This window comes from Paraburkholderia panacisoli, assembly GCF_008369935.1.
In the GTDB taxonomy this organism is placed as follows: domain Bacteria; phylum Pseudomonadota; class Gammaproteobacteria; order Burkholderiales; family Burkholderiaceae; genus Paraburkholderia; species Paraburkholderia panacisoli.
Map to the genome: position 1 here is coordinate 23,461 of NZ_VTUZ01000053.1, position 22,220 is coordinate 45,680.

The 22,220-nt window shown below is 62.0% G+C and carries 14 protein-coding genes; 2 read left to right on the top strand and 12 right to left on the bottom strand.

The window, feature by feature from the left end:
• Positions 1–12 precede the first annotated feature (12 nt).
• The 6 genes from FVF58_RS43175 to FVF58_RS43205 form a co-directional block, all read right to left on the bottom strand.
• A complete protein-coding gene (locus tag FVF58_RS43175; protein ID WP_149675735.1) occupies positions 13–882 on the bottom strand; it encodes a 4Fe-4S dicluster domain-containing protein in 870 nt (289 codons plus the stop codon).
• A gap of 10 nt (positions 883–892) precedes the next feature.
• Positions 893–3,871: a molybdopterin-dependent oxidoreductase gene (locus FVF58_RS43180; RefSeq protein WP_149675736.1), complete on the bottom strand. Its 2,979-nt coding sequence runs from the start codon at positions 3,869–3,871 to the stop codon at positions 893–895.
• Positions 3,872–4,105: 234 nt separating this feature from the next.
• Entirely contained in the window at positions 4,106–4,846 is a 741-nt protein-coding gene (locus FVF58_RS43185; RefSeq protein WP_149675737.1) for an OmpW/AlkL family protein, read from the bottom strand.
• A gap of 507 nt (positions 4,847–5,353) precedes the next feature.
• Positions 5,354–7,375: an acyl-CoA synthetase gene (locus tag FVF58_RS43195; protein ID WP_149675739.1), complete on the bottom strand. Its 2,022-nt coding sequence runs from the start codon at positions 7,373–7,375 to the stop codon at positions 5,354–5,356.
• Positions 7,372–8,328 carry a fumarylacetoacetate hydrolase family protein gene (locus FVF58_RS43200; RefSeq protein ID WP_149675740.1) on the bottom strand — a complete coding sequence of 319 codons (957 nt, stop codon included), beginning with the start codon at positions 8,326–8,328 and terminating at the stop codon, positions 7,372–7,374. The genes FVF58_RS43195 and FVF58_RS43200 overlap by 4 nt, the downstream gene beginning before the upstream one ends.
• Positions 8,329–8,361: 33 nt before the next feature.
• Positions 8,362–9,432: a VOC family protein gene (locus tag FVF58_RS43205; protein ID WP_149675741.1), complete on the bottom strand. Its 1,071-nt coding sequence runs from the start codon at positions 9,430–9,432 to the stop codon at positions 8,362–8,364.
• Positions 9,433–10,040: 608 nt separating this feature from the next.
• On the opposite strand from FVF58_RS43205, the gene FVF58_RS43215 reads away from it, so the two are divergent.
• Positions 10,041–10,796 (top strand): TetR/AcrR family transcriptional regulator, encoded by a 756-nt coding sequence (locus tag FVF58_RS43215; protein WP_149675742.1) that lies wholly within the window; start codon positions 10,041–10,043, stop codon positions 10,794–10,796.
• A 339-nt stretch (positions 10,797–11,135) separates the two neighbouring features.
• Here the strand turns inward: FVF58_RS43215 and FVF58_RS43220 are convergent, their stop codons facing one another.
• The 6 genes from FVF58_RS43220 to FVF58_RS43245 all read right to left on the bottom strand — a co-directional run bounded on the left by FVF58_RS43220 (position 11,136) and on the right by FVF58_RS43245 (position 20,726).
• The gene (locus FVF58_RS43220) at positions 11,136–11,870 is read right to left on the bottom strand and encodes a PqiC family protein (protein WP_149675743.1); all 735 of its coding nucleotides are present in this window, start codon (positions 11,868–11,870) and stop codon (positions 11,136–11,138) included.
• Positions 11,867–13,462: a PqiB family protein gene (locus FVF58_RS43225; RefSeq protein ID WP_149675744.1), complete on the bottom strand. Its 1,596-nt coding sequence runs from the start codon at positions 13,460–13,462 to the stop codon at positions 11,867–11,869. Before FVF58_RS43225 ends, FVF58_RS43220 begins: the two co-directional genes overlap by 4 nt.
• Positions 13,463–13,550: 88 nt before the next feature.
• Complete coding sequence (locus FVF58_RS43230; protein ID WP_149675745.1) at positions 13,551–14,867, bottom strand: paraquat-inducible protein A; 1,317 nt, start codon at positions 14,865–14,867, stop codon at positions 13,551–13,553.
• 158 nt (positions 14,868–15,025) lie between these two features.
• A complete protein-coding gene (locus tag FVF58_RS43235; RefSeq protein ID WP_149675746.1) occupies positions 15,026–16,489 on the bottom strand; it encodes an efflux transporter outer membrane subunit in 1,464 nt (487 codons plus the stop codon).
• A gap of 2 nt (positions 16,490–16,491) precedes the next feature.
• Entirely contained in the window at positions 16,492–19,665 is a 3,174-nt protein-coding gene (locus FVF58_RS43240; protein ID WP_149675747.1) for an efflux RND transporter permease subunit, read from the bottom strand.
• Complete coding sequence (locus FVF58_RS43245) at positions 19,662–20,726, bottom strand: efflux RND transporter periplasmic adaptor subunit (protein ID WP_188131128.1); 1,065 nt, start codon at positions 20,724–20,726, stop codon at positions 19,662–19,664. Before FVF58_RS43245 ends, FVF58_RS43240 begins: the two co-directional genes overlap by 4 nt.
• Positions 20,727–21,274: 548 nt before the next feature.
• On the opposite strand from FVF58_RS43245, the gene FVF58_RS43250 reads away from it, so the two are divergent.
• Positions 21,275–22,003, top strand: coding sequence for a TetR/AcrR family transcriptional regulator (locus tag FVF58_RS43250; RefSeq protein ID WP_149675749.1), 729 nt, complete (start codon positions 21,275–21,277; stop codon positions 22,001–22,003).
• Positions 22,004–22,220 lie beyond the last annotated feature (217 nt).

Sequence of the window (22,220 nt, forward strand, 5' to 3'; positions counted from 1 at the left end):
TCGTTGCAGTGCTCATGATGGCGCGACCTCGACGCCGTTCGTCGACTGGACAAGCCTGACTTCGCCCAGATAAACGCTTTCGCCCAGTTCGCATTTGCGCCAGGCGGTGCCGTGGGCATGACGGATTTCGACCCGGTACAGGCCGCTTCCCTTCGCGAGACCGTCGAACCGGAAATCGCCGAAGCCGTCTGAAACGGTTTCGGCCATCTTCTGATTGCCGACGTACAGCGCGACGACCGCATCGGTGACGCACTCGACCACGTCTCCCATCCGGGAGCTGACGCTTCCACCAATGAAGCAGGTTTCCCAGCGCTCAAGGCCGCTGTACCATACGCGCGGCTTCGTACCCAGGTTGGGCCTCAACACCTCGAGTCCCTCGCGCCGGGCCTTCTCGGCCATCGCTGCGTCATCGAGCTTGACCGTCTCGAAGACGTCAGTGGGGCATGACTGCTGACAACGAGGCTGCGGCCAACCCTGGTCGAGCAGATGGGCATCGAAGATCCAGGTCTGTGGCAGCTGCAGTTCGTCGTTCCAGACGATCGCCTTGTACGGGCAGGACTTCACGATATCCTTCCGGCCCCGCGCCTTGTCCGGATCGATGATGACGATGCCGTCGGCGCGCTTGCGAATGGCGTCACCGCCCACCCGCATGCACGGCGCTTCATCGCAATGGTTGCACATCACCGGCAGATAGGTGGTCTCGACCATATGCGCGTCGCCCTGAACACGGCGCAGGATGCGCACGGGACTGTCGGCGTTGGCCGCGGCGGGCGCGGCATAACCGGGGAAGTCGTTGCCGACGTGCTCGTCCCGCGCGGCAATGACGCAGTTCTGACAGTTCTCGCAACGCCCGACCTTGATAACCAGATTCCACTTGCTCATTCCATGTTCCTCACGCTGCGCGGCCGAGCATGAACGCCTCGGCACTGCGCCACTTTTCGACCTGCACCAGGCAGGAGTTGGGGCTCATGCTGCTCGTACCGGCGGTCTGAGGCCGGTCGGGGGTCAGCATATTCATGCAGCCGCCGATTTCGACGCGCTCGCCATCGATTTCGATCAGTTTGAATTCGGCGCTCGCCTCGTACGACTTGACCACTCCCGCGTTGACCAGCGGCGAGACGTCGGCCGCGCAGATCACCGCACCCCGGTCGTTGTAAACCTTGACGAGGTCGCGATGGGCAATGCCTCGAATGGCCGCATCTGCCCGACTAAGCCTCAGCAGCCAGAAGCGGTGCCCGCCGATCAGCGCGCGATGGTCCTCGATGCTGTTAACCGCGGAATTCTTGCCGTCGCAATGGGTATGGAAGCTGTAACGACTGTGAGTGGCGATCAACTGCAGCGGATAGCGCTGAGCCAGGTCCGAGCGCAGCCCCTCCCAGGAGGGGATATACCGGTTGAGCGCCGGGCGCTCGGGATTGTCCGCGGTATGCCGCTTCAGCAACTCCGGCACGAACTCCAGCTTGCCGCTCGGCGTCTGCAGTCCTGTTCCAAATTTTTCGGCGAACTGGGACGGCAGCGGATGTGGTTCCTGAAGGTCTTTCCGCCGGCCCTCCGCAAACCAGCGCATGTCCACCGGATGGCGCAACTCGGGCTTTTCGGGTGGCACGACAAAATAGCCCTTGCGGCAGAACTCGCGCCACGAAATGTGATCGGGCAGATCCGACGAGTCGAAGACCCGCTTGACCCAGTCGAGCTCGCTGCATCCCTCGGTGAACACCCCGCCCAGGCCCAGCCGGGTCAGGATGGCGGTGAAGATGTCGTAGTCGGAGCGGGACTCGCCCATAGGCTCGATGCACTTGTGCTGCAGCGTCATCACGCGATGATTGACCGTGCCAAACCCATGGTGGGCGTAGCCGCCGGAATTCGACCATTCGCCAATGTCCCAGCGCTCCAGCGAAGTGCACGCAGGCAGGATGATGTCTGCGAACTGGGCCTCGCCCTCCATCCAGATCGACTGGTTGACCACGAACTCGATGCTGGGGTGCCGGTAGGCCTCGGCCCAGCGTCCGGAATTCGTCACCGTGCTGAAGGCGGACCCGCCGTAACGATAGATCATGTGGATCGGCGAATACCCGGGCATGGGGTAGCTGAACGGCGCGAACTGGGCTTCCTGCGAGATGCCGTCCCAGAGGTAGCCCGTTGCATGCCCATTGATGATGGCGTCGGGCAGTTGCTGTCGCGGGACCATCTGCTTGACGGGATTCATGGTCAGGATGTGCGGCATGCGCTGGTAGTTGTTGACCGCATTTGCGGTCCACGCCAGGTCGCCGGAAATGCCGCCGTCAGCGTAGCCGGGGAAATAGAAATGCAGGTCATGGGGAACACCGACTTCCAGGCAGCCGAAATTGACCCCCGGCTTACCCCAGCCCTGCATCGCCATCATCATGATCATGCAGCGCGCCCATTGCGCTCCCGTCGCGCCTCGACCCGCACCACCGAATCCCGCGCCAGTCATCCCGACGGCCAGATGGACCTTCCTGTTCCCCCATAGGCGTGCAAGCGCCCGGGCGTCCTTGGCGGGCACGCCGGTCTCGCTCTCCTGCCACTCAGGAGTCTTCGGAACACCGTCGGTTTCACCGAGAAGATAGGCCCTCCACTCGTCGAACCCGGTCGTGCGGGTGGCGACGTAATCCTCGTCGTACAAGCCTTCCACGGCCCACACATACATGATCGCGGTGGCGAGCGCAGCGTCGGTTTGCGGTCGGACCGGGATCCAGCGCCCGCCCAGCAACTGGGCGGTGGGGTTGCAGTGCGGGTCGATATGAACGAACTCGATGCCGAGCTCCTTGGCCCACAAACGCCGCGGCGTCCCCTCGAATCCCGCATAGGCCCCGTTGGTGCTTTCGGGGTCGCAGGACCAGAAGACAATCATTTCCGATTCCTGGAGGCAATCCTCGACGCCGCCATAGCCGGATGGCACGCCGATGCGCATCGAGTTGCCGAAATGATGCATGGCGCCCCAGTACCAGCCTTCCCAGCTGTCCGGATTTGCGGCGACCCGGGTGAAGCCGATCAGGTTGGCAAAGCGCGTCAGCGCGCTGAGATAGTAGCCCACGTTGCCCCACTGGTGGTGGGACGACATGGGGAATGTAATGGAACCGGGACCGTGAACGCGCTTCTGCCGGTTGATCTCCTTGGCGACGATGTCCAGGGCCTCGTCCCAACTGATACGCACATAACCAGACTTGCCCCGGTTCTGGGGATTGCGTTCGCCGTCAGGGTCGAAATCGACCCGCTTCATGGGATGAAGGATGCGCTTGTCGGAGTAGACGATCGACTTGAGCGTCAAGGCGTGGGGCGCGACCAGTCCACGCCGTGGCGGGCTGAAGCGGCGTCCGCGCGCCTCAATCACATAACTTGGCGCATCCGTGCTGTCCAGATCGATGGGGGTTACCCGAACGACGCGGTCGTCCTTGACGTAGACGAACAGAGGTCCGCCATTGGTGCAGGTGGTGTAGCGGCGGGTGCCGTCGCGCATGGGCGTGCCCATCGGCAGGCCGACGGTCTGCATCATGCTCAGGGTTTGCAATAGCCAGACCAGCAGTTCGTCCTCGCCCTCGGTGACTACCTTGAAGTTCTTCGCGGCGTGGATGATTTCGCCCTGGTCCGGCTTGGGCGACAGGAACTTCAGGGCGGTGGCCACGTCCTTGAAGGCCATGCGCACGTCGGGCCGCCGATGCCTGCCGGCGCGCGACCGGACGCGCCCGTTCCTGAACGTGATGACGCGACCGATGCTTTCATCCATGAGTCCGATCCAGGCCACCAGGTCGCGCTCCTTCAGGCGATCACGATAGGCGGGAAAGCGGCGTGCCGTCAGGTCAAGGACCTTGGGCAAGGCAAAAAGAATAGTCTTGAGGACCTGTCGTTTCATTATCCGATCCAAAGAAAAACTGTGCTCCGCAAGCGGCGGCATGACGGCATGACTGACCACGCTGTGGGTCAGAGAACCGTCAACGCCAAGCTTTATTGCAGGCGCGTGTGTCGCCACATGTCGTACCCGACCGTGAAGTCGCGGATCGCAGCCAGGTCCGGGTGGCGAAAAATGACGTCCATGTCTTCAATGAGCGTTCAACTTCTCGATTGACGCATTGACGACCTGTGCGCGCTAGAACGTATAGGCGACGTTCAGGAAGACGTTAAGCGGATTGAGCCGGAGCGTCGATCTGGAAACGATCTGCGTTCCGGTTGCGGTCTGCCCGTATAACGTAAGGTGGGTCTTCACCGGAACGTAGCCGAGAGAGGCTCCGACCGACCAGTGTTTTGTAATCGCGTAATTTGCCCCGGCCTCGAATACTGGATTCCACGATGAACTGAGTGACGCGTGTGCCGAGCCGCCTGGACCAACGCTGTCAGTGACAAACTGGCTATTGGTCGTCCGAACCTGGGTGAACCACGTATAGTTCACGCCGATCCCGATGAACGGACGGAATTTCGATTCGGCTGAAAACAGGTGGTATCGAAGTTCGATGGCAGGCGGCATCGGCCTTGTCGTGCCGAGGTTGCCATACTTCTGTAGCGTCCCGTCGCCAACCAGATTCACCTTTATCGGTAGTCCAAAAAGCATGGCGACACCAATGTTGTCCGTGACGTAGTACTCGGTGGTAATTCCCACCGTATCCGTTGAGCTCGCATGCGCTCCGCTACCAGATAGCTGCTGATTCACTGCTACGCCGCCAATGCTTTCCACGGTTAGTGGTGTTGCGTCGCCCTGTGGCGCAACGTGAAGCCATCCTGTCGACAGCGTTATGCTTCCGGCAGACTGCGCCTGGGCATTGTCGATAAGCGCAGCCGGGCAGATGCAAGCCGCGATACTGACTGAGTTGATCACTCGTCTGTAATTTCTCATGTGTCTCTTCCGGTCTCTTGTTGGAAATTTTATGAATCAGTGGTATTGCGGTTAGATCTGCTCAATTGATTGTTTGTCTCCTTTCGCATGGCTACACATGCTGCATACTCCGAGCGCCCTGCCCCCTAGTAAGCGGGCATGGCCAGGCGTTCCGTCTCGGGTGGGAACACGCACCACGTACCGTCGCGGTGCCGGAAGAAAAAGAATCCAAACGGGCCCGTCGGTAGCAGCAGCTCGATATGCACGCAGCGTCTCTGGTTCGCGCGCGCGCGGCCGAATCGTGTAATCCGAACCGGCGTCGAAGAAATCGGCCCGAGCCATTTTTCAACCTGCGAACGCAAAGACCTTTTTGATGCCACGCCCATCCTCTTCTCCTTCCAGAACGATTAGGTGTTCTAAACCAGATACACCGACAAACATTTGAAACGCGGCATGCGCCGCATACGCATGGTTAGCCCTTAATCCAGGCGCATGACCGAAGACGTCCCTTTGATGACGTTGCTTGTGTCACGTAGGGCTGCCCTGCGCATCTGTCGCTGCCGGTTCCGTCCCCGGCGCCTGCTCCACCTTTGGCTGTCTCCCGGCGGCCGAGATCGAGAAGGCAAACGGAAAGCGTCCGAGCGCGGAAGTCGCCAGCGCTTCGAACGCGGGGTCGGCAAGTTCGACGTGGAGTGCAATTCCGCGCGAGGTGTCATCAACGAGGCTAACGCTTGCATCCTCGACGCCTGCCTCCACGAGTGCCGACCGTAGGGCATCTGCCGTTTCGCGCCGTTTCAGCGCCGGCTTGAAGATCTTGCCGACGCCGGTCAGCGGCATCGCATCCACGATCCGTATCCCCTTTGGCAACGCGGCGCGTTCGTTGATCTCGCGACGCAGAAATTCGGCCAGTTCCGCTTCGGTGGCGGTCGTGCCTGGCTTGAGCTGGACATAGGCAACCGGCAACTCGCCCGCATGCATATCGGGACGTCCGACGGCTGCGGCGATCTGGACTGCGGGATGGCGATGCAGCGGTTCTTCGATTGCCGCAGGATCGATGTTGTGTCCGCCCCGGATAATCAGCTCCTTCTTCCGGCCCGTGAGCCAGAAGTAACCGTCGGGGTCGCAGCGTCCAAGGTCGCCGGTATTGAGCCAGCGCGCGCCGTCACTACCTTCGATCCAGATGCCAATGTTCTGCTCCGGCCGGATATAGCCAACGAACACGTTTGGGCCGGAGATAACTAGCTGGCCGACCTCATCCGCAACGCAATCCCGTACATACCGGCCGTTTTCATCGACCACTACTGCTTTCATTTCCTGGCCCGGCAGACGAAGACCGATCGAACCGACCCGGCGCTCGCCAAGCGGCGGGTTGACGCTGCTCACGCAGGCCCCTTCCGTGAGACCGTAGCCCTCAAGAATTCTTATTCCAGTACGAGCCTGAAAAGTGCGAAGTAATTCCACCGGCATGGGGGCGGCGCCGCACAGGCCATACTCGAGCGAGCTGATATCGTGCTCGCGAACCGGAACGTCCAGCAGTGATCCGAAGAGTGTCGGGACACCACTGAAAAAGTTGATGCGGAAATGTTCGACAATTTCCCAGAAGCGCTTGACAACGCCTTCGCCCCGATAACCTTGCGGTGTGCCGAGCACGACGTGGGCACCACGCCAGAACGCCAGCAGACCTGTAACCATCACGGCGTTCACGTGGAAAAGCGGTAGTCCGCAAAAAATCGTTTTCCCCGGACCAATGCTTTCGCCAAAGAACTGACCCGCGTTCCGGGCATTGGCCACCTCGTTGCCGTGCCGCCGGATCGCAATCTTCGGCAGTCCGGTGGTGCCGCCCGTGCAGAAGAAGGACGATACATCATCGATCCTCATGCGACGCGTGCTGCTGAGCGCCTTTCCGGACTCTCCCGCGATGGCGGTGCTGAAATCGTGGATGCCGATATGCGCAGGAACGGCATCGTGAATGCCGCCAGGTTCATGCAGGTTTGAACGGTTGCCACGTTTGAACATCCGGCCCACGAATCCCTTCTCGCCCGGCATGCGGTCGGCCAGGTTCACGAGCACCAGATGCTGCAGGCAGGGGACCTTGTGCAGCACCGCTTGCACCTTCTGCCAAAGGTCGGTTCCCGGGAACGGCGCGAGGGTTACGAGCACGCTTGCACCTGAGGCGTTGAGCAGTTCGCCGATCGCTTCGCTCTCAAGGAGCGGATTGATCGCGCAGACAATCCCGGCGGCTTCGCCGCCCCAGATCACAAAGTGCGTTTCAGGGAGGTTGGGCAGAACATATGCGACAACCGAGTCGCGCTGTACTCCCAGGCGCGCAAACATGTTCGCGGTTCGGTTGACATCACGCACGAGTTCGCTATACGTCCAGCACTCGGCGTTCCGGTAGTCGTCGGCCGCTGCAAAGAACGAAAGTGCCGGTGCCGACGGATTGATGGCGGCGCCCCGACAGATCATCTCGTAGGTGCTCGACGGGAGATCCGCCAGCTGCCCCTGCGTTTCAATGGCAAGGACATCGCGTACATTGGCAACGCCTTTCATGCCGCCTCTTCCACAACGACGTTCTGCTGTACGCCCAGATTGATCGAGCGGTCATAGCTGACGATATGCGCCTCCACGCGGTCACCCACGCGCAGGTACTGTGGCCTCGCCTCCTGCATCTTCAGGAAAAGCCCCCATTTTTCCGCGTCAGGCAGCTGCGCCGCGGCGCGCTGCTTCTCGGGTGACGGAATGCTCAGCGCACAACCGGAGGGTGTGCCGGTCGCGAGCAGGTCCCCGGCGCGCAGATCGTGTACGCCGGAAAGCTCCGTTAACGTTTCCGCCGGGCCGTAGACGAGGCCCGAGGTGGAGTCATTCTGGCGGACCGTTCCGTTTACCATCAGCGTCAGCACGAGCTCCTTCAGCTTTGGAATATCCTGTTTCTCCAGCAGGCAAAGGTAAGGGCCGACAGGGCCAAACGTGCGATAGCTCTTGCCCTTGTAGAACTGCATTTGCGGAATCTGGATATCGCGCGCGGAATAGTCGTTGACGATCACCGCGCCGGCGATGTAGTCATGCAGGTTCTGGTCGGTGACAGTGGCGCGGGACGTAATGTCGCGTTTGAGGACAAGACCGAGTTCGATCTCGTAGTCGAGGAACCGCACCTCGTCTGGCTTGACCACGGGCGAGTCGGCCGGAACGATGCAGCTCGTCGCCTTCGTGAAGATCATGTTGAATTTCTTCACGTCCGGATCCATGCCGGACTCGATCATATGCTGGCGATAATTCGCGCCCTGGCAGATGAACTGCTGATTGGCGGTGACGGGCGACAACCATTGCACTTCCGATTCGGGAATCGTCGGGCCGCTCAGCAGCAACAGCCGCTCGACCGGGTTAGCCTGGATAAACTCGGCAGTCGACTTGAACTCGCCTGGAATCGGCGTGATAGCGCCATTTGCGACCACGCCCCACTGGGCGCGGTCCTGATGCAAATAATGCAGAACGTGAAGTGCCATTTTTCGATCTCCGGATCCGATGGAAGGGTTGGTTCAGGCAAAAAGCTTTGCCAGCGAGCGTAGCTTGCTCAGCGTCAGGTCGGGGCTGCGACGCAGGTTCCTGATGAGCGCCACGATGCTCGCAGGCGTGAATTTCGGCTTCGTGAAGCTGCGCGGCATCGTCGGTCCCCATTGCGCCATCGCTTCGCGGCTCACTGCGTGCACACCCGCCGGCGCGTCGGCCGTAAAGAGATCGCCGTCGCAATAGTGTTCGTGCTTCTCGCCCCACGGGTCCTGCCAGTAGTCGAAGATCTGGCTGCCGAGGATATGACGGCCGATCCCCCAGGCGTGCGTCCAGCCCTTCTCGCGCAGGACGCGCTGACCCATGCCGACCGCGTCGGCATCGACAACTTCGTAGGCGCTATGGCTGTAGGTGGGCAGGAAGCCCTGTGCAAGCGCGAGGGTATGGTGATCGGCCGGCTTGTCACCAAGATCGAGCCGCATGAACGCGACGACAGGCGAGCCTTCGGGAAGCACCTGCACATCGCTCGGGATGAAGCCGAAATGCTGCGTATACCATGCGCAGGTCTGCTGATAGTCAGCGAGTTCGAGCACGACATGCCCGAGCCGGATCACTTCGGGCGCGCACTCAGGCGGTCGCTGCGTTCCGTTAATCCGGACGGCCGCATCCACGGAGTTGAACTCCAATGGCGGCCGGTGGGATAGCGTCGAAGCTGGCGCCTGGCCCCATATCGCATCGACGCGAAAGCCGGAAGGGTCGGTCAACCGTACGATATAGCCGCCGCCTGGCAAGGGCGACGGTTCGGCCTCGGAGGCGCCAGGCAGCCTGGCAAGTGCATCGAGGTCGGCCCTGTTATCGACCTGTAGCCCGAAACCAACGAACCGCGATTTGGGCGCCTTTCGGACGACATAGCAGAAATGCGAAGCACCGGTTCCCCGCAGCAGCAGGAGCGCTTCACCGCGCAATACAGTTCGCAGCCCGAAGTCATTGAGAAACTGCTCGGCTTTCTCGAGGTCTGGCCGATCCAATATCAAATAGGCCAATGCCGACGCTTTCGTCGTGGGACTGGGATGACGGGCCGGCTGTGCAGTGGTGAGTTTCATAACAGATAGGAAATCAGGCGGTTCGAATAGCGGTTTCGGCGTCCAGCGTTGGCGCGCTGACGGGATCACCCAGCAAGGCAAGCCTCTCGCGCACGAGATGGTTTGCATCCGTGGCCGGGCCGTCATGGACGATCGTCTTGTCGGGCCGGACTACGGCAGCCCACCCGAGGGGCACCAGCCCGGGAAGAAATACGCCTTCGAGGTCTTCCCAGCTGCCGCGCGAGGCAAGATGCAGCCGTTGCCCGCGAGGGGCTCGAGCACGCGACCACCGCAGCGTTTGCGCGGGCCGGAGAGAGGCTGCCCAAAACGCCCGGAGCTGGCGTACGTTCAGCCAGTCCCGTGCCAACAGATCGGCAATCGTGGCGCCCACCGGTCCGCAACCCACCCAAACATCCACCGCTGGCGGAAATGCTCCAATCGGCGCAAGACCCTCGCCATGCGGGCTGCACGGCGCGGCAACATTTTTTGCTGCTGTCTCCACAGTCACTCCCTCTGCTGTTTGTTAGGCCGGCGCCAGGCGCCGTTAATGACATTAAAGTCATAGATGAGTATTTTGTCAATACCGACATTTGAATCTATACTTGAGTATGACCAAAACTGGACCGATCATGCCGAACATGCCAAATCACCCGACAGCAAAGCGTCCTACCCGTACGGCGCCAGTCTCCCCGGTTGCCGTTCCCGAAGAACGCGAGCCGCGCGGTGCGCGCCGCAAGCGCGAGACGCGCTCTCGCCTGCTCGACGCTGCCCTCAGGCTGATGGCTGAAAAGGGCATGGAGGGTGTAGCGATCAATGAAATCACCGAAGCCGCCGATGTCGGCTTTGGCTCGTTCTACAACCACTTCGAGTCGAAGGAAGCCATCTACGCGACGCTTGTGGACAACGTGTTCGAGGAATTCGCCGACATGCTCGATCGCCTCGCGGGGGGCCTGTCCGACCCCGCAGAAGTGATCGCCGTCTCGGTGCGTCATACCCTGATGCGAGCGCGGCGCGATCCCGTGTGGGCACGCTTCCTGATACGCGAAGGGTTTTCGGCGGGCATGCTGAGCCGCGGGCTGGGTCAGCGGCTGCTGCGGGATATTGGCAATGGCATCGCCGCCAAGCGCTTTATGATTGCCGACCCCTTCATCGGCTTTCTTTCGGTGGGCGGCACCGTGCTCGCGGCCACCGCGGCCGAGCTGAATTTCGTCGCGCCGGATGCGCCGGCGGCGCAGTTGCTCGACGAACTTGGCTTCAGCGGAGAGCACTTCGCCGAGCGTACGGCAGCAACGCTTCTGCAAACACTCGGACTCAAGCGCGCCGAGGCGGAGAAGATTGCGGCACGTCCGCTGCCACTCGTCGAGGACACAATCGAAAGGGATTGAGATCAGACGACGGTGAAGGTCCCGCTTGGCTGTGCCGTTAACGGGGAGCGATGATGACTGATCATCCCGCTCCCTGGCTGCCCATCGGATGTATGCCTGTTCACCAATGACGCATTGCATTCGCCAGTGGGCCAGATAGCCGTGCTTACGCCACCAGCAGGTTGCCAGTCATTCCGTGAACCGGGGGAACTCGCCGCGCTGACGCCGCGGCGGCGCGCGCCCGACGGCGTTTGACTGCCACAGCGTTTTCGGTGTCGAACGCCGGCGATTCTTCTGAAGACTTTGCTTCACATCTCTAGTTTTGCTACGCTTCGCCCCGCATTCGACCGAAAGAATTGTTCAGCGTGCCGCGCCCGAAACTGGCGCACCGGTTCCGGCATCAGATCCACCCACCAGGGACGGGCACGACAACGGCGCCTTCCTCGTTGTGCCGGGAGTGGCAGCGATCCGAATCGGGTGCACTTTCGACGTCGTTGAAAATTCGCGGGCGCCCTCGGCAATCTGCGCAGCGATTCTTCCTATTGCGTGTCGATGGCCATCGACGATCGCATCGTAGCCCGCCGCCACGGGCTGACTGACTATACTGTGGCAAGTTAACGTTTCCTGACTATTTGACGGGCGTACAGTCCATATGACGTCAATCAGCACGTGTGACCCTGGCCACGCCTCGAAACGCTGCACATCGACAGAAACGTCGTAGACCGCCAAATTGTCCGCGCGTGCCATTCCGTGAACATCAACCGCGCCCGACTGTCGGCTCAGCGCCGTGAGCATTGCATTGCGGATTTCGTCCGCCAGGGGCGAAGCCCAGCGATCGTCCTCCAGCACATTCACCTGGGTCGCGTTCGCCTGTACGACGAGCTGACTCCTCGCCACCGCGGCAGGCACCTTGACGGGGCGCATGTCGATCAGAATGGCGGGTCCTAACGTGCTATCTGCCGGGGTCGAACCGCCATCCGAGCCAAGCGTATAGAACCGGCTTGGCGGGGAGGCGCACGCTGCCAGAACGGCAAGACTGATTCCCGCGGCCGCACGAACGAATGCGCGCACCGAATTAAAATGGAACAACGTCACGGCCGGTCTCCTTTCTTGCCGAACAGAAGCGCTTGGGGATGACGTTCCAGATAGTCCGCGAGCGCATTGAGGGATTGCAGCGTACGGGTCAGTTCCTGCATCGCGTCCTGAGCGTCCGACTGCAGCGGCGACACCTGGCGAAGTGTCGCTTCAGCGGTACCGAAGGTCCGTTGCGCCGCTGCCAGCGTGTCGCGAGCCTGCGGAACGACCTCGGTATCCAGGTGCCCGAACAGCCTGTTGGCGTTTTCCAGTGCGCCATTCAGGTTGGCTCCAATCCTGTCGAACGGCACCTGGTTCAGTTTCCTGGCAATGTCCGCAATCTGAACCTGCAGTTCATCGAGCGTGTTGGGCACGGTCGGCAGTTCGATCGGGTTCTGGTGGACATCGACGGTTGCTCGGGGCGCCTTCGGAAACATGTCAAGTGCTACATACAGCTGCCCGGTCAGCAGGTTTCCGGTGCGCAACTGGCCGCGCAGCCCTTCCATGACGAGGTGTTGCAGCAACTCGTGCCCACCCTGCGTGTCCGGAGCGGGTAGCGCCTCGCTGGAGCGCCGGCTGAGCCGGTCTGGATAAAGCGCCATGGATACCTTCATGCTGAAGCTCTTGCCCTTTTCGTTGTACTCGATGCCGATCTCCGTCACTTGCCCCAGCGCTATCCCGCGAAGGTCGACGGGCGCTCCGACAGACAGCCCGCGCAGCGACTGGTTGAATCTCATCACCACATTGAGCGGCAGGCCGTCGGGCTCGCGCATTGCGTCCGACTCGTCCGCTGCGAGCCGAAACACCGCCTTGTCAGCAGCCTGTTGTCCGGCTTCCTGGCCTGGCGGAGACTGAAACGCCAGACCTCCAACCACCACCGTCGCCAGCGATTGTGTATTGAGCTTCAGTCCATTCGAGTCGAGACGAAGGTCAACGCCGCTCGCATGCCACCACCGTGTATTCGTCCCGACGTACTGATCGAACGGGGCGTTGACGAAGACATTGATGACCACGCCCGAGCCGTGTGGATCGAGGGAAAAGCCCACTACCTGGCCCACCTGAACACGACGGTAAAAGACGGGAGCGCCGATATCGATCGAGCCTAGCGAGGCTCCTCTCAGCGAGTACTGATGCCCTGGCTGGCCGCTCGTGACGATCGGAGGATTATCGAGGCCGACAAATCCGGTCTGCCTCTCTGTCGATCGGCCAATGTCAACTCCGATGTATGCGCCAGAGAGCAACGTACCGAGCCCCGAGATGCCGTTAGCACCCACTCGCGGGCGAACGACCCAGAAGCGCGTGCCTCGGGTGGCGAATTTTTCGGCCTCCCTGGTGAGTTGCACATTGACGATGACATGACGGAGATCCTTTGACAGCGTGATCGTCTCTACCGAGCCGATTTCTACGTCCTTGTATTTGACCTTTGTTTTGCCCGCCTCCACTCCCTCTGCGTTCGTGAGCGTGACGGTGACCGTCGGTCCTTTTTCGCTAATGGATTTGACTACCAGTACGACGCCAATCAGCGCTGAGATCAGCGGCACTAGCCAGATCAGGGAAGGAAGCCAACGTTTTCGCGGCTTGAGTTCAGGATCGGGGGGATTAAGAAGATGCATCGCTCGGAGACTATTCCACAGGTTTCGGGTTATTGAAGGCCTTGACGGCGCAAAGTGCTTTCATTTGTCATCCTGAAGGACGCGCTGTTCAAAAGCGGACGTTGTCCCAGATCAGCCGCGGATCGAACTGATGCGACGCGAGCATGGTAAGGATCACGACCGCTCCGAACGCGAGCGCGCCCGGCCCCGCAGTGATGACGGCAAACGAGCCAAAGTGCACCAGCGTGACCGTCAGTGCTACAACGAAGACATCGAGCATGGACCAACGGCCAACGCGCTCGACGAGCCGGTGAAGCCTTGCGCGTTCGCGCGGCTGCCAGGCAGAACTTCGGCGAACAGCCGCTGTCTGCAGCGTGAGAGCGGCGAGTTTTAGCATCGGCACCACGACACTGGCTACGAAGACGACGACAGCTAACGGCCAGTCTCCAGACGTCCAGAAATACGCGACACCACCAAGGATGGTGTCGTCCTCTGAACGGCCAAGTGACGAGGCGTGCATGATTGGCAAGAGATTCGCTGGAACGTAGGCAAGCGCGGCAGCGAGAAGCAGACTGAAAGTGCGAGTCACGCTATCCGGATGGCGTTCGTGCAGCACGGATTCGCATCGTGGGCAGTGCTGATGTGGCTGATGCCTGATACGCTTCTGGACAAGGCCGCACGTATGACATGCGATAAGTCCGGCGCGTTGTGCCGTGGTATGAGCCGTTGACCTGCTTTTCCGGGCACCCGGCACCCGGCTCAACACAGCGCGCCTGTGACTGACTCTCGCCCAACGAACACCGCCCGCTCGACGAAGCTTCATTTCATCGCGAATTTCCCAGAGCCCGCTCGGGTCGAACGCGGCGAGGACGCCCAGCATCAAGGTCAAAGCACCAAATGCGAACAGCCCAGGACCAGGAACCACCTGGGCGATGCTCACCATTTTCACGATCGTAACGAGCACGCCCAGCATGAACACCTCGACCATGCCCCAGGGCCGAACGAGTTGCACGAGGCGGAGCATCCAGTTGAAGTGAGGCGGAAGCCTGCCTGTGCGAACCGCAACCAGCACATAGAGAAAGGCCAGGAGTTCAATCAGCGGGACCAGTATGGACGAGCAGAACACCATCATTGCGACGAGGCGCATGTCGCCTGTCCACAAGGATCGCACTGCGCCGAAGAGTGTGGCCTCGGACACCATTCCGTTAGCCTTGAGATCTATTACGGGGAAAGCCTGTGCGATAAAAAAGGTAATCAACGCCGCAACGTTCACCGCGCAAATCCAGTCGAGCGGCAGGCCGGCGTCGCGTTTTCCTTTCAGGCTCGCGCCACAGCGCGAACAACACGCAACCTGCCCTCTCACTCGCGAAGGCTTGCGAAACAGCAAATCGCATTCGCGGCAGGCAATCAGGTTCTGATATTCCATACTGGGAACCGCCAAAGGTGAAGTTCCGGTGCCATTGGCCGCAGGCGAAACGCCGGATCAATCCGGTATATCGTTGCTGTCCGGCTTTTCGAACAAACGATCAGAGAGAGAGCGTCCCGATTCGCCGGGTCGCTCAATCGGGACTCATCGACGCGCGATCATTCTCTTAACGTTGCTTGCGGCTGACCGGGCGGCAGTTCGCCCATCGACTGGAACAGTGCTGCGGTATCGCTCATGCGCTGGCTTCCGGCGCGGACGGCGCCAAGCTGTGCATTGAGAAACCGCTCCTCGCTCGCATGCTGGGCCGTTGAAGGCAGGGAACCCAGGCGGGCGCGCGACGCCGTTTCGTCGAATGCCGTACGAGCTGCCTGTGTCGCTCTTTCAGTAGATGCCAGTGTCTGTGCGTCGTTATCCAGTGCGGCCAGCGAATTGGCGACATCCTGGAATGCTGACAGAACCGCCGATTTATAGTGCAGAACCGCCGCATCGTAGGTATCGATCGAGGCTCTGCGTTGCGCGAACAACGCCCCGCCGTGGAAGAGCGGCTGGGACAGGCTCGCACCGATCGCCCAGAGGCCGCCCGCGCCTGAGAGCACCGCAGGCCAGCTAAAGCCGCCACGGCCCATCGAGCCCGTCAGTGACAGGCTCGGAAAGAGTTGCGCGGTTGCAGCCCCAACGTCGGCCGCGGCGGCCTTCACTGCGGCGTCGGCTGCCTGAATGTCGGGACGCGAACGCAGCAGATCCGACGGCACAACCACGGGCACATGCTCGGGCAACACCAGGCTGTCGAGGTCCGGAACGGTCGGTGCGTTATCGGGCGTCCGGCCCATCAGTACCGCCAGCGCGTGGACCGCTAACGCACGTTGCTGGCGCATGGCCGGAAGACTCGCCGCGATCGAATCTGCATCCTGCGTCGAGTTGAGCGCCTGCACATGCGAAATGGACCCGAGTGCGTATCGTTGCTGATCCTCGTTTGCAGTTTCGCTCGCCACTGCGACGAGCCGTTCGGTGAGCGCGATCTGGCGATCGAGCGCCGCCACACTGATCGCCGTGCCGACGATGTTTGCCGCGAGGGCGCGCCGGGCCGCTTCCAGTTCGTATGCCTGCACGTTTACGCGTGCGGCGCTCGCCGAGTTTGCGTAACGCGTCTGGCCGAAGAAGTCGAATGTATAGTGCGCCTGAATCTGCCCGGCGAAAAAGTTGTACTGCACCTCCTGAGGGCCGAGCCCCGGCACGACGGGTGAACGCGCGCGCTCGACCTGGGCGACACCGTCGACTGACGGCAGCGTGGATGAGCCGACCTGCGCGCGCAGTTCCTCTTGCGCGGCCGCCAGCGTTCGCTGCGCACCTGCCAGCGTCGGGCTGTTGCGCAGGCCTTCGTCGACGAGGGCATCGAGCGCGTCGGACCGGTAAAGCCGCCACCATTGCGGCACCGATGTGGCGCCGAGATCGAACTGCTGCGCAATACCGCCCGCGGCAACAGTCTTCGAGGGCTGCGCCTGCGCTCCGTAGTGCTCGGGCGAAGGCATCGCCGGCGGTTCGCCGCTGGGGCCGAAGGAGCAGGCCGCCAGCGCGAGCGCCGTAGCCACGGCGAGAACGGATGTCTTATAGGCAAGCTTCATGATCAGATCTCCGTATGCTCGACGACAACCGGTTGCATCCCGCGCTCATCGCGCCGGATCCTGAAGCACGTCGCATAGAGCGCCGGCAGGAAGAAAATGGTCAGTGCCGTGGCGATCGTGATACCACCCATCAGCGCGGTCGCCATGGGCCCGAAGAACGCTGAACGCAGGAGCGGAATCAAGGCGAGCACGGCGGCGGCGGCCGTCAGCATGATCGGCCTGAAGCGCCTTACGGTTGCGCCGATGATCGCCTCGAAGCGCGCGTGCCCCGCCGCGATGTCCTGGTCGATCTGGTCGACCAGAATCACGGAGTTGCGCATGATGATGCCGAACATGGCAATCACGCCGAGCAACGCGACGAAACCAAAGGGCTTGCCGAACAGCAGCAGCGCGGCCACGACGCCGATCAGCCCGAGCGGCGCTGTCAGCACGACGATAAACGTCCGCAGGAAGCTCTTCAGCTGGATCATGAGCAGCGTCAGCACGGCGATGATCATGAGCGGCATCTCGGCGTTGATCGAGGTCTGGCCTTTCGCGCTTTCTTCGACCGAGCCGCCCACCTCGATCCGATAGCCGACCGGCAGCGTGGCTTTTTGCTCCGCGAGCGCGTGCTCGATATCGCGGGTCACGTCGATGCCCTGCGCGTTGCCCCGAATGTCGGCCTGCACGGTGATCGTCGGCTGACGGTCGCGCTGCCAGATCACGCCGTACTCGAGCGTGTTCCGAACATGTCCGAGGGACCCGAGCGGAACCGGCCCGTTCGGTGTCGGAATCGCGAGGCTCGTGAGCTGGGCAGGATCGACGCGCTCGCTCTTGGGCGCACGCAGATCGACGTTGATCAGCCTGTCGCGCTCACGGAACTGCGTGACCGTGTAGCCAGAAAGGGTCATGGCCAGGAAGTTCGATACGTCCTCCGACGACACGCCGAGCTGGCGCGCCCTGTTCTGATCGATCTCGAACGAGATCGATCGTTCCGCCGGCTCGTCCCAGTCGAACTGGACATCGCGCGTGCGGGAATCGGCACGGACCGCCCCGGCGACCTTTTCTGCAATTGAGCGCACGGTCGCAATATCGCTGCCGCTCACCCGGAACTTGATCGGGAATCCCACGGGCGGCCCATTCTCGAGCCGCGCCACACGCGTGCGCACGCCGGAGAACTCTCTTCCGAGCTTGGCATCGAGCCAGTGCATCATCTCGTCGCGGTTTTCGACGCTTTTGGCTGTGATCACGAACTGTGCGAAGTTAGGCTGCTGAAGCTGCTGGTCGAGCGGCAGGTAAAAGCGCGGTGCGCCGGTGCCCACAAAGTCCACGAAGTGCTCGATCCCGGGCTGGCCGTCGAGCGCCTTTTCCAGGCGCTTCGCTTCACGCAGGGTCGCCTCGAACGAAGCGCCTTCTGGCAGCCGCAGGTCCACGAGCAGCTCTGGCCGTTCCGAGTTGGGGAAGAACTGTTGCGGCACGCGCGTGAAGGCCGCCATCGCGATGGCGAACAGCACGGCAGTGACGCCGAGCACGGCCCAGCGACGCTCGATACACCACGAGACCCAATCCGAAAGGCGCCGGTAGAAGCCGGTGTTGTAAACGTCGTGCTCGTGATGGTGCCCGCCACTCTCGTGACTCTTGCGCTCGGGCAGCATGTGATAGCCCAGCAACGGGACCAGCACGACGGCCGCGAACCACGAAACGATCAGCGCAATGGCCGATACTTCGAAGATCGAGCGCGTGTATTCGCCCGTGCTCGATTTCGCGAGCGCGATCGGCAGGAAACCCGATACCGTCACGAGCGTGCCCGTCAGCATCGGGAATGCCGTGCTCGAGTAAGCAAAGGCCGCCGCGCGCATGCGACTCCACCCCTGCTCGAGCTTCACGGCCATCGTTTCGACGGCGATGATCGCGTCGTCGACGAGCAGCCCCAGCGCGAGCACGAGCGTGCCAAGGGAGACCTGGTCCAGCCCGATATTGAACACATGCATGCACAGCGCTGTCACGGCGAGGACGATCGGAATCGAGATCACGACGACCATGCCGGTGCGCAGGCCGAGCGAAACGAGGCTCACGACCAGCACGATCGCGACCGCTTCGCCGACTGACCTGACGAACTCGTCCACGGAATGCTTGACCGCGTGAGGCATGCTCGAAACGGGAGCCAGCTTGAGTCCCGCCGGCAGGCTCGCCTGGAGTTCAGCGGTTTTCGCGTCGAGCGCCTTGCCCAGGCTGATCACGTCACCGCCCTTTTGCATCGTCAGGCCGATCCCGAGCACCGCCTGCCCCCCGACGCGCATCTGGGTGACGGGCGGATCGTCGTAGCCGCGCGTGATCTTCGCGATGTCACCGAGCCGGAACGTGCGTCTGTTTACGGTGATGAGCGTGTCGGCGAGCGCCTGCACGTCCTTGAACGCGCCGCTCGGTCGCACGAACACCCGGTCGTCCGCTGTCGTAATGGTGCCGACCGGCGCAACGGTATTTTGTGCGTCGATTGCCTGGGCGAGCTGCTGCGGTGTGATAGAGAGCCCCGTCAGCTCTGCATTCGATATCTCGACAAAGATGTGCTGATCCGGATCGCCCAGGTAGTCGACCTTGGCGACGCCGGGCACGCGCAGCAGGACCGTGCGCAACTGGTCCGCGTAGTCGTGCATTTGCGCCGGCGTAAAACCGTCGCCTTCGAGCGCATAGATGTTCGTGTAGACGTCACCGAACTCGTCGTTGAAAAACGGTCCGACCGTCCCCCTGGGCAGCGTCGCGGCGATGTCGCCCACTTTCTTGCGCACCTGGTACCAGGTCTCGGGGACCTCCTTGACCGGGGCCGAGTCCTTCATGGCGAAGAAGATCATCGACTCGCCGGGCCGCGAGTAACTCTTGATGTTGTCGACGTACGGCGCCGCCTGCAACTGACGGCCGATCCGGTCCGTGATCTGCTCCTGCACCTCGCGGGCGGTCGCGCCCGGCCAGTAAGTCTTGACCACCATGGTCCGGAACGTGAATGGCGGGTCCTCCGACTGCGCAAGCTGCGTATACCCGATCACGCCGAACAGGGTTGCAAGCCCGATCAGAAAGATCACGAGTTGCTGATGGCGCAACGCCCACGCGGAGAGATTGAAGCCGCCGTCGCCATGTGCCTCGGCGCCGGACGGGGTGACGGGCGCGCCGTCACGCGCGGTTTCACGATCGCGTGCGTTCATGACGACAAATCCTCCGGATGCAACGGCGCTACCACCTGCACGTGCTGGTCTGCGCTCACTGCGTGCACGCCCTGCATCACGACGCGGTCGCCGTCGTGCAGGCCGCCGGTGACGGAGACCGTGCGCTCGTTGTAGCGCGCGATACTGACAGGGCGCAGCTCAAGGGTGTCGCTGCCGGCGCGCACCACCCACACAGCGGGGTCCTCGCCTTTGTGAAAGAGCGCCGTCACAGGCAGCGCGAACGGACGCGCCGTTGGCGCGTCGCCGGCGGCATCGAACGTGACATTGGCCGTCATGCCGAGGCGAACTTCGGGGCTCGGCGCGGCCAGCGTGAGCTTCACGCGCCAGGTGCGGCTTTGCGGATCGGCGGCGGGCGACACCTCGCGCACGCGCGCTTCGAAGGTCCTGCCAGGCAGCGCGGAAAGGCTCACACGCGCCTTGCTGCCGACGGTCAATGCGCCAAGCGTCCGTTCGGGCGCGTCGCAGACAACATCCACGTCTCCCGTCCAGTCGAGGTGATACACGGCTTGATCTGCCTGAACGTTCTGGCCGGTGTCGGCGTCCTCCGACGTGACGACTCCGTCGTGGTCTGCCGAGAGCGTGGCGTAGCGCAGGTGATCCGTGGCGAGCGCCATCTGGGCGAGCGCCGAATCGCGTTGCGCGAGGGCGGAAGCGTAGGCGTCCTGGGTCTGCTCCATCTGCGCCGTTGCGATCAGGTTGGCCTGCGCCTGAGCGCGGTCGCGGTCGAGCTGCTGCCTGGCGTACACGAGGCGATGTTCAGCGGCGTCGAGCTGCGCTCGCGCGTTCACCAGGTTATTGCGCAGATCGGTAGGGTCGAGCAGCGCAACGGTCTGTCCCGCCCTGACGGTATCGCCGATGCGCACCCGCCGTTCGGTGACCTTGCCTCCAACCCTGAACGAAAGAGGCGTGGAATACCGCGCCTGTACCTGAGCCGGCAACGAGGCGCTCGCCGTGCGCCCGTCGGGATGAACCGTGACAGCGACGACGGGCCTGGGCTCGGGAGCGACGGTTTCGCGCTGGTGGCAGGCCGCTAGCAGCATCGCGCCGCAAGCCGCAATCAGAAGACGTCCCCGGAGGGATGGCCGGGCGACGGACGACAGGAAGGGGCGCGCAAGCGTCTGCGCGTTAAGACCGGAAAGTTTCACGATGTTCACAAGGCAGGTGATGGTCCAGCAATAAAAATGGGCGAGGCATCGGAAGATACGGTGTGTCTGGCAGCATGCCTGGCCAGGTGCGCTACCGCTCGATCCGGCATGCCTTTAACTTAGTATTCCTACTCGCTTCGTCTGATACAAACCGCTTGCAACGCTTCGTACTCCGTCATCGCAAGCGGCCACTCCCACGAAACAGCTGGAGAACGGGCGTAAAACAGTTCCTCGCCCCAGCCCGGCGCTGGTGGATCTGGACGGCAGGGGACGACTCATCTTCAGCGCTGCAACACCCGGTTCCTGGCACCGTCGCAACTCAATTCGTCTATCCATGCGGTCGCCGATCCGTTCGCGAAGGTGACATTACACCCAATATTGATTATATTGTCAACCATGACGTATAGATCCAAGATATGACAATACAGAAATCTGGAGCCGCGATGCCTGATACCCCGAACTCCCGTGCAACCCGGCAGCGCACGCAAAAGCTGCCAGCTCCGGCGCGGGCGACCGAAGAGCACCAGCCGCGCGGCGCCCGCCGCAAGCGGGAGACTCGTACCCGCCTGCTCGACGCCGCGTTCAGGCTGATGGCCGAAAAAGGGATGGGTTCAGTCGCGATCACCGACATTACCGAGGCCGCAGACGTCGGTTTCGGCTCCTTCTACAATCACTTCGAGTCGAAGGAAGCGATCTTCGCCGCGCTCGTCGAGTGGGTGTTCGAGGAGTTCGCTGATACGCTTGACCGCCTCGCCAGCGGACTGTCCGACCCGGCCGAAGTGGTCGCGGTTTGTGTGCGCCATACGCTGATGCGCGCCCGCCGCGAGCCGGTGTGGGGGCAGCTTCTGATCCGCGAGGGTTTTTCAGTGCACGCGCTGAACTGGGGTCTCGGTCAGCGACTGCTGCGCGACAGTCAAAGTGGCATTTCCGCGAAACGCTTTGTCGTCCCGGACCACTTCCTGTGTCTCATTTCCGTCACGGGCATCATCTTCGCGGCGATCGCCGCTGAGTTGCACTTTTCCGCCTCCGTCACACGAGGGGTCCAACGGCAGAAGGCATCCGGACTCGGAGAACAGAACTTTGCGGAGCGCGCTGCGGCGGTCGTGCTACAGGCACTGGGAGTCAAGCGCGCGGAGGCGGAGAGGATTGCGCAGCTGCCGTTACCGGGTTAGCCGGAAATCAAGGTCTGTGGAGCAAAACTGCGTTGTCAGCGCCGTTTTCCCTGATCCCAGCCGAACGAGTGTGAAGACTGCGGCTATACAATCCAATCGAATGCATTACATATCGCGCCAGGCACGCGAAGCACCCGCCCATCTGGTTCACTGAGTCGTGACTCCGCAGCCTGCGTGTTCGAGCATTGCATGCGCTCGAATAAGGCTTTTGTATGCG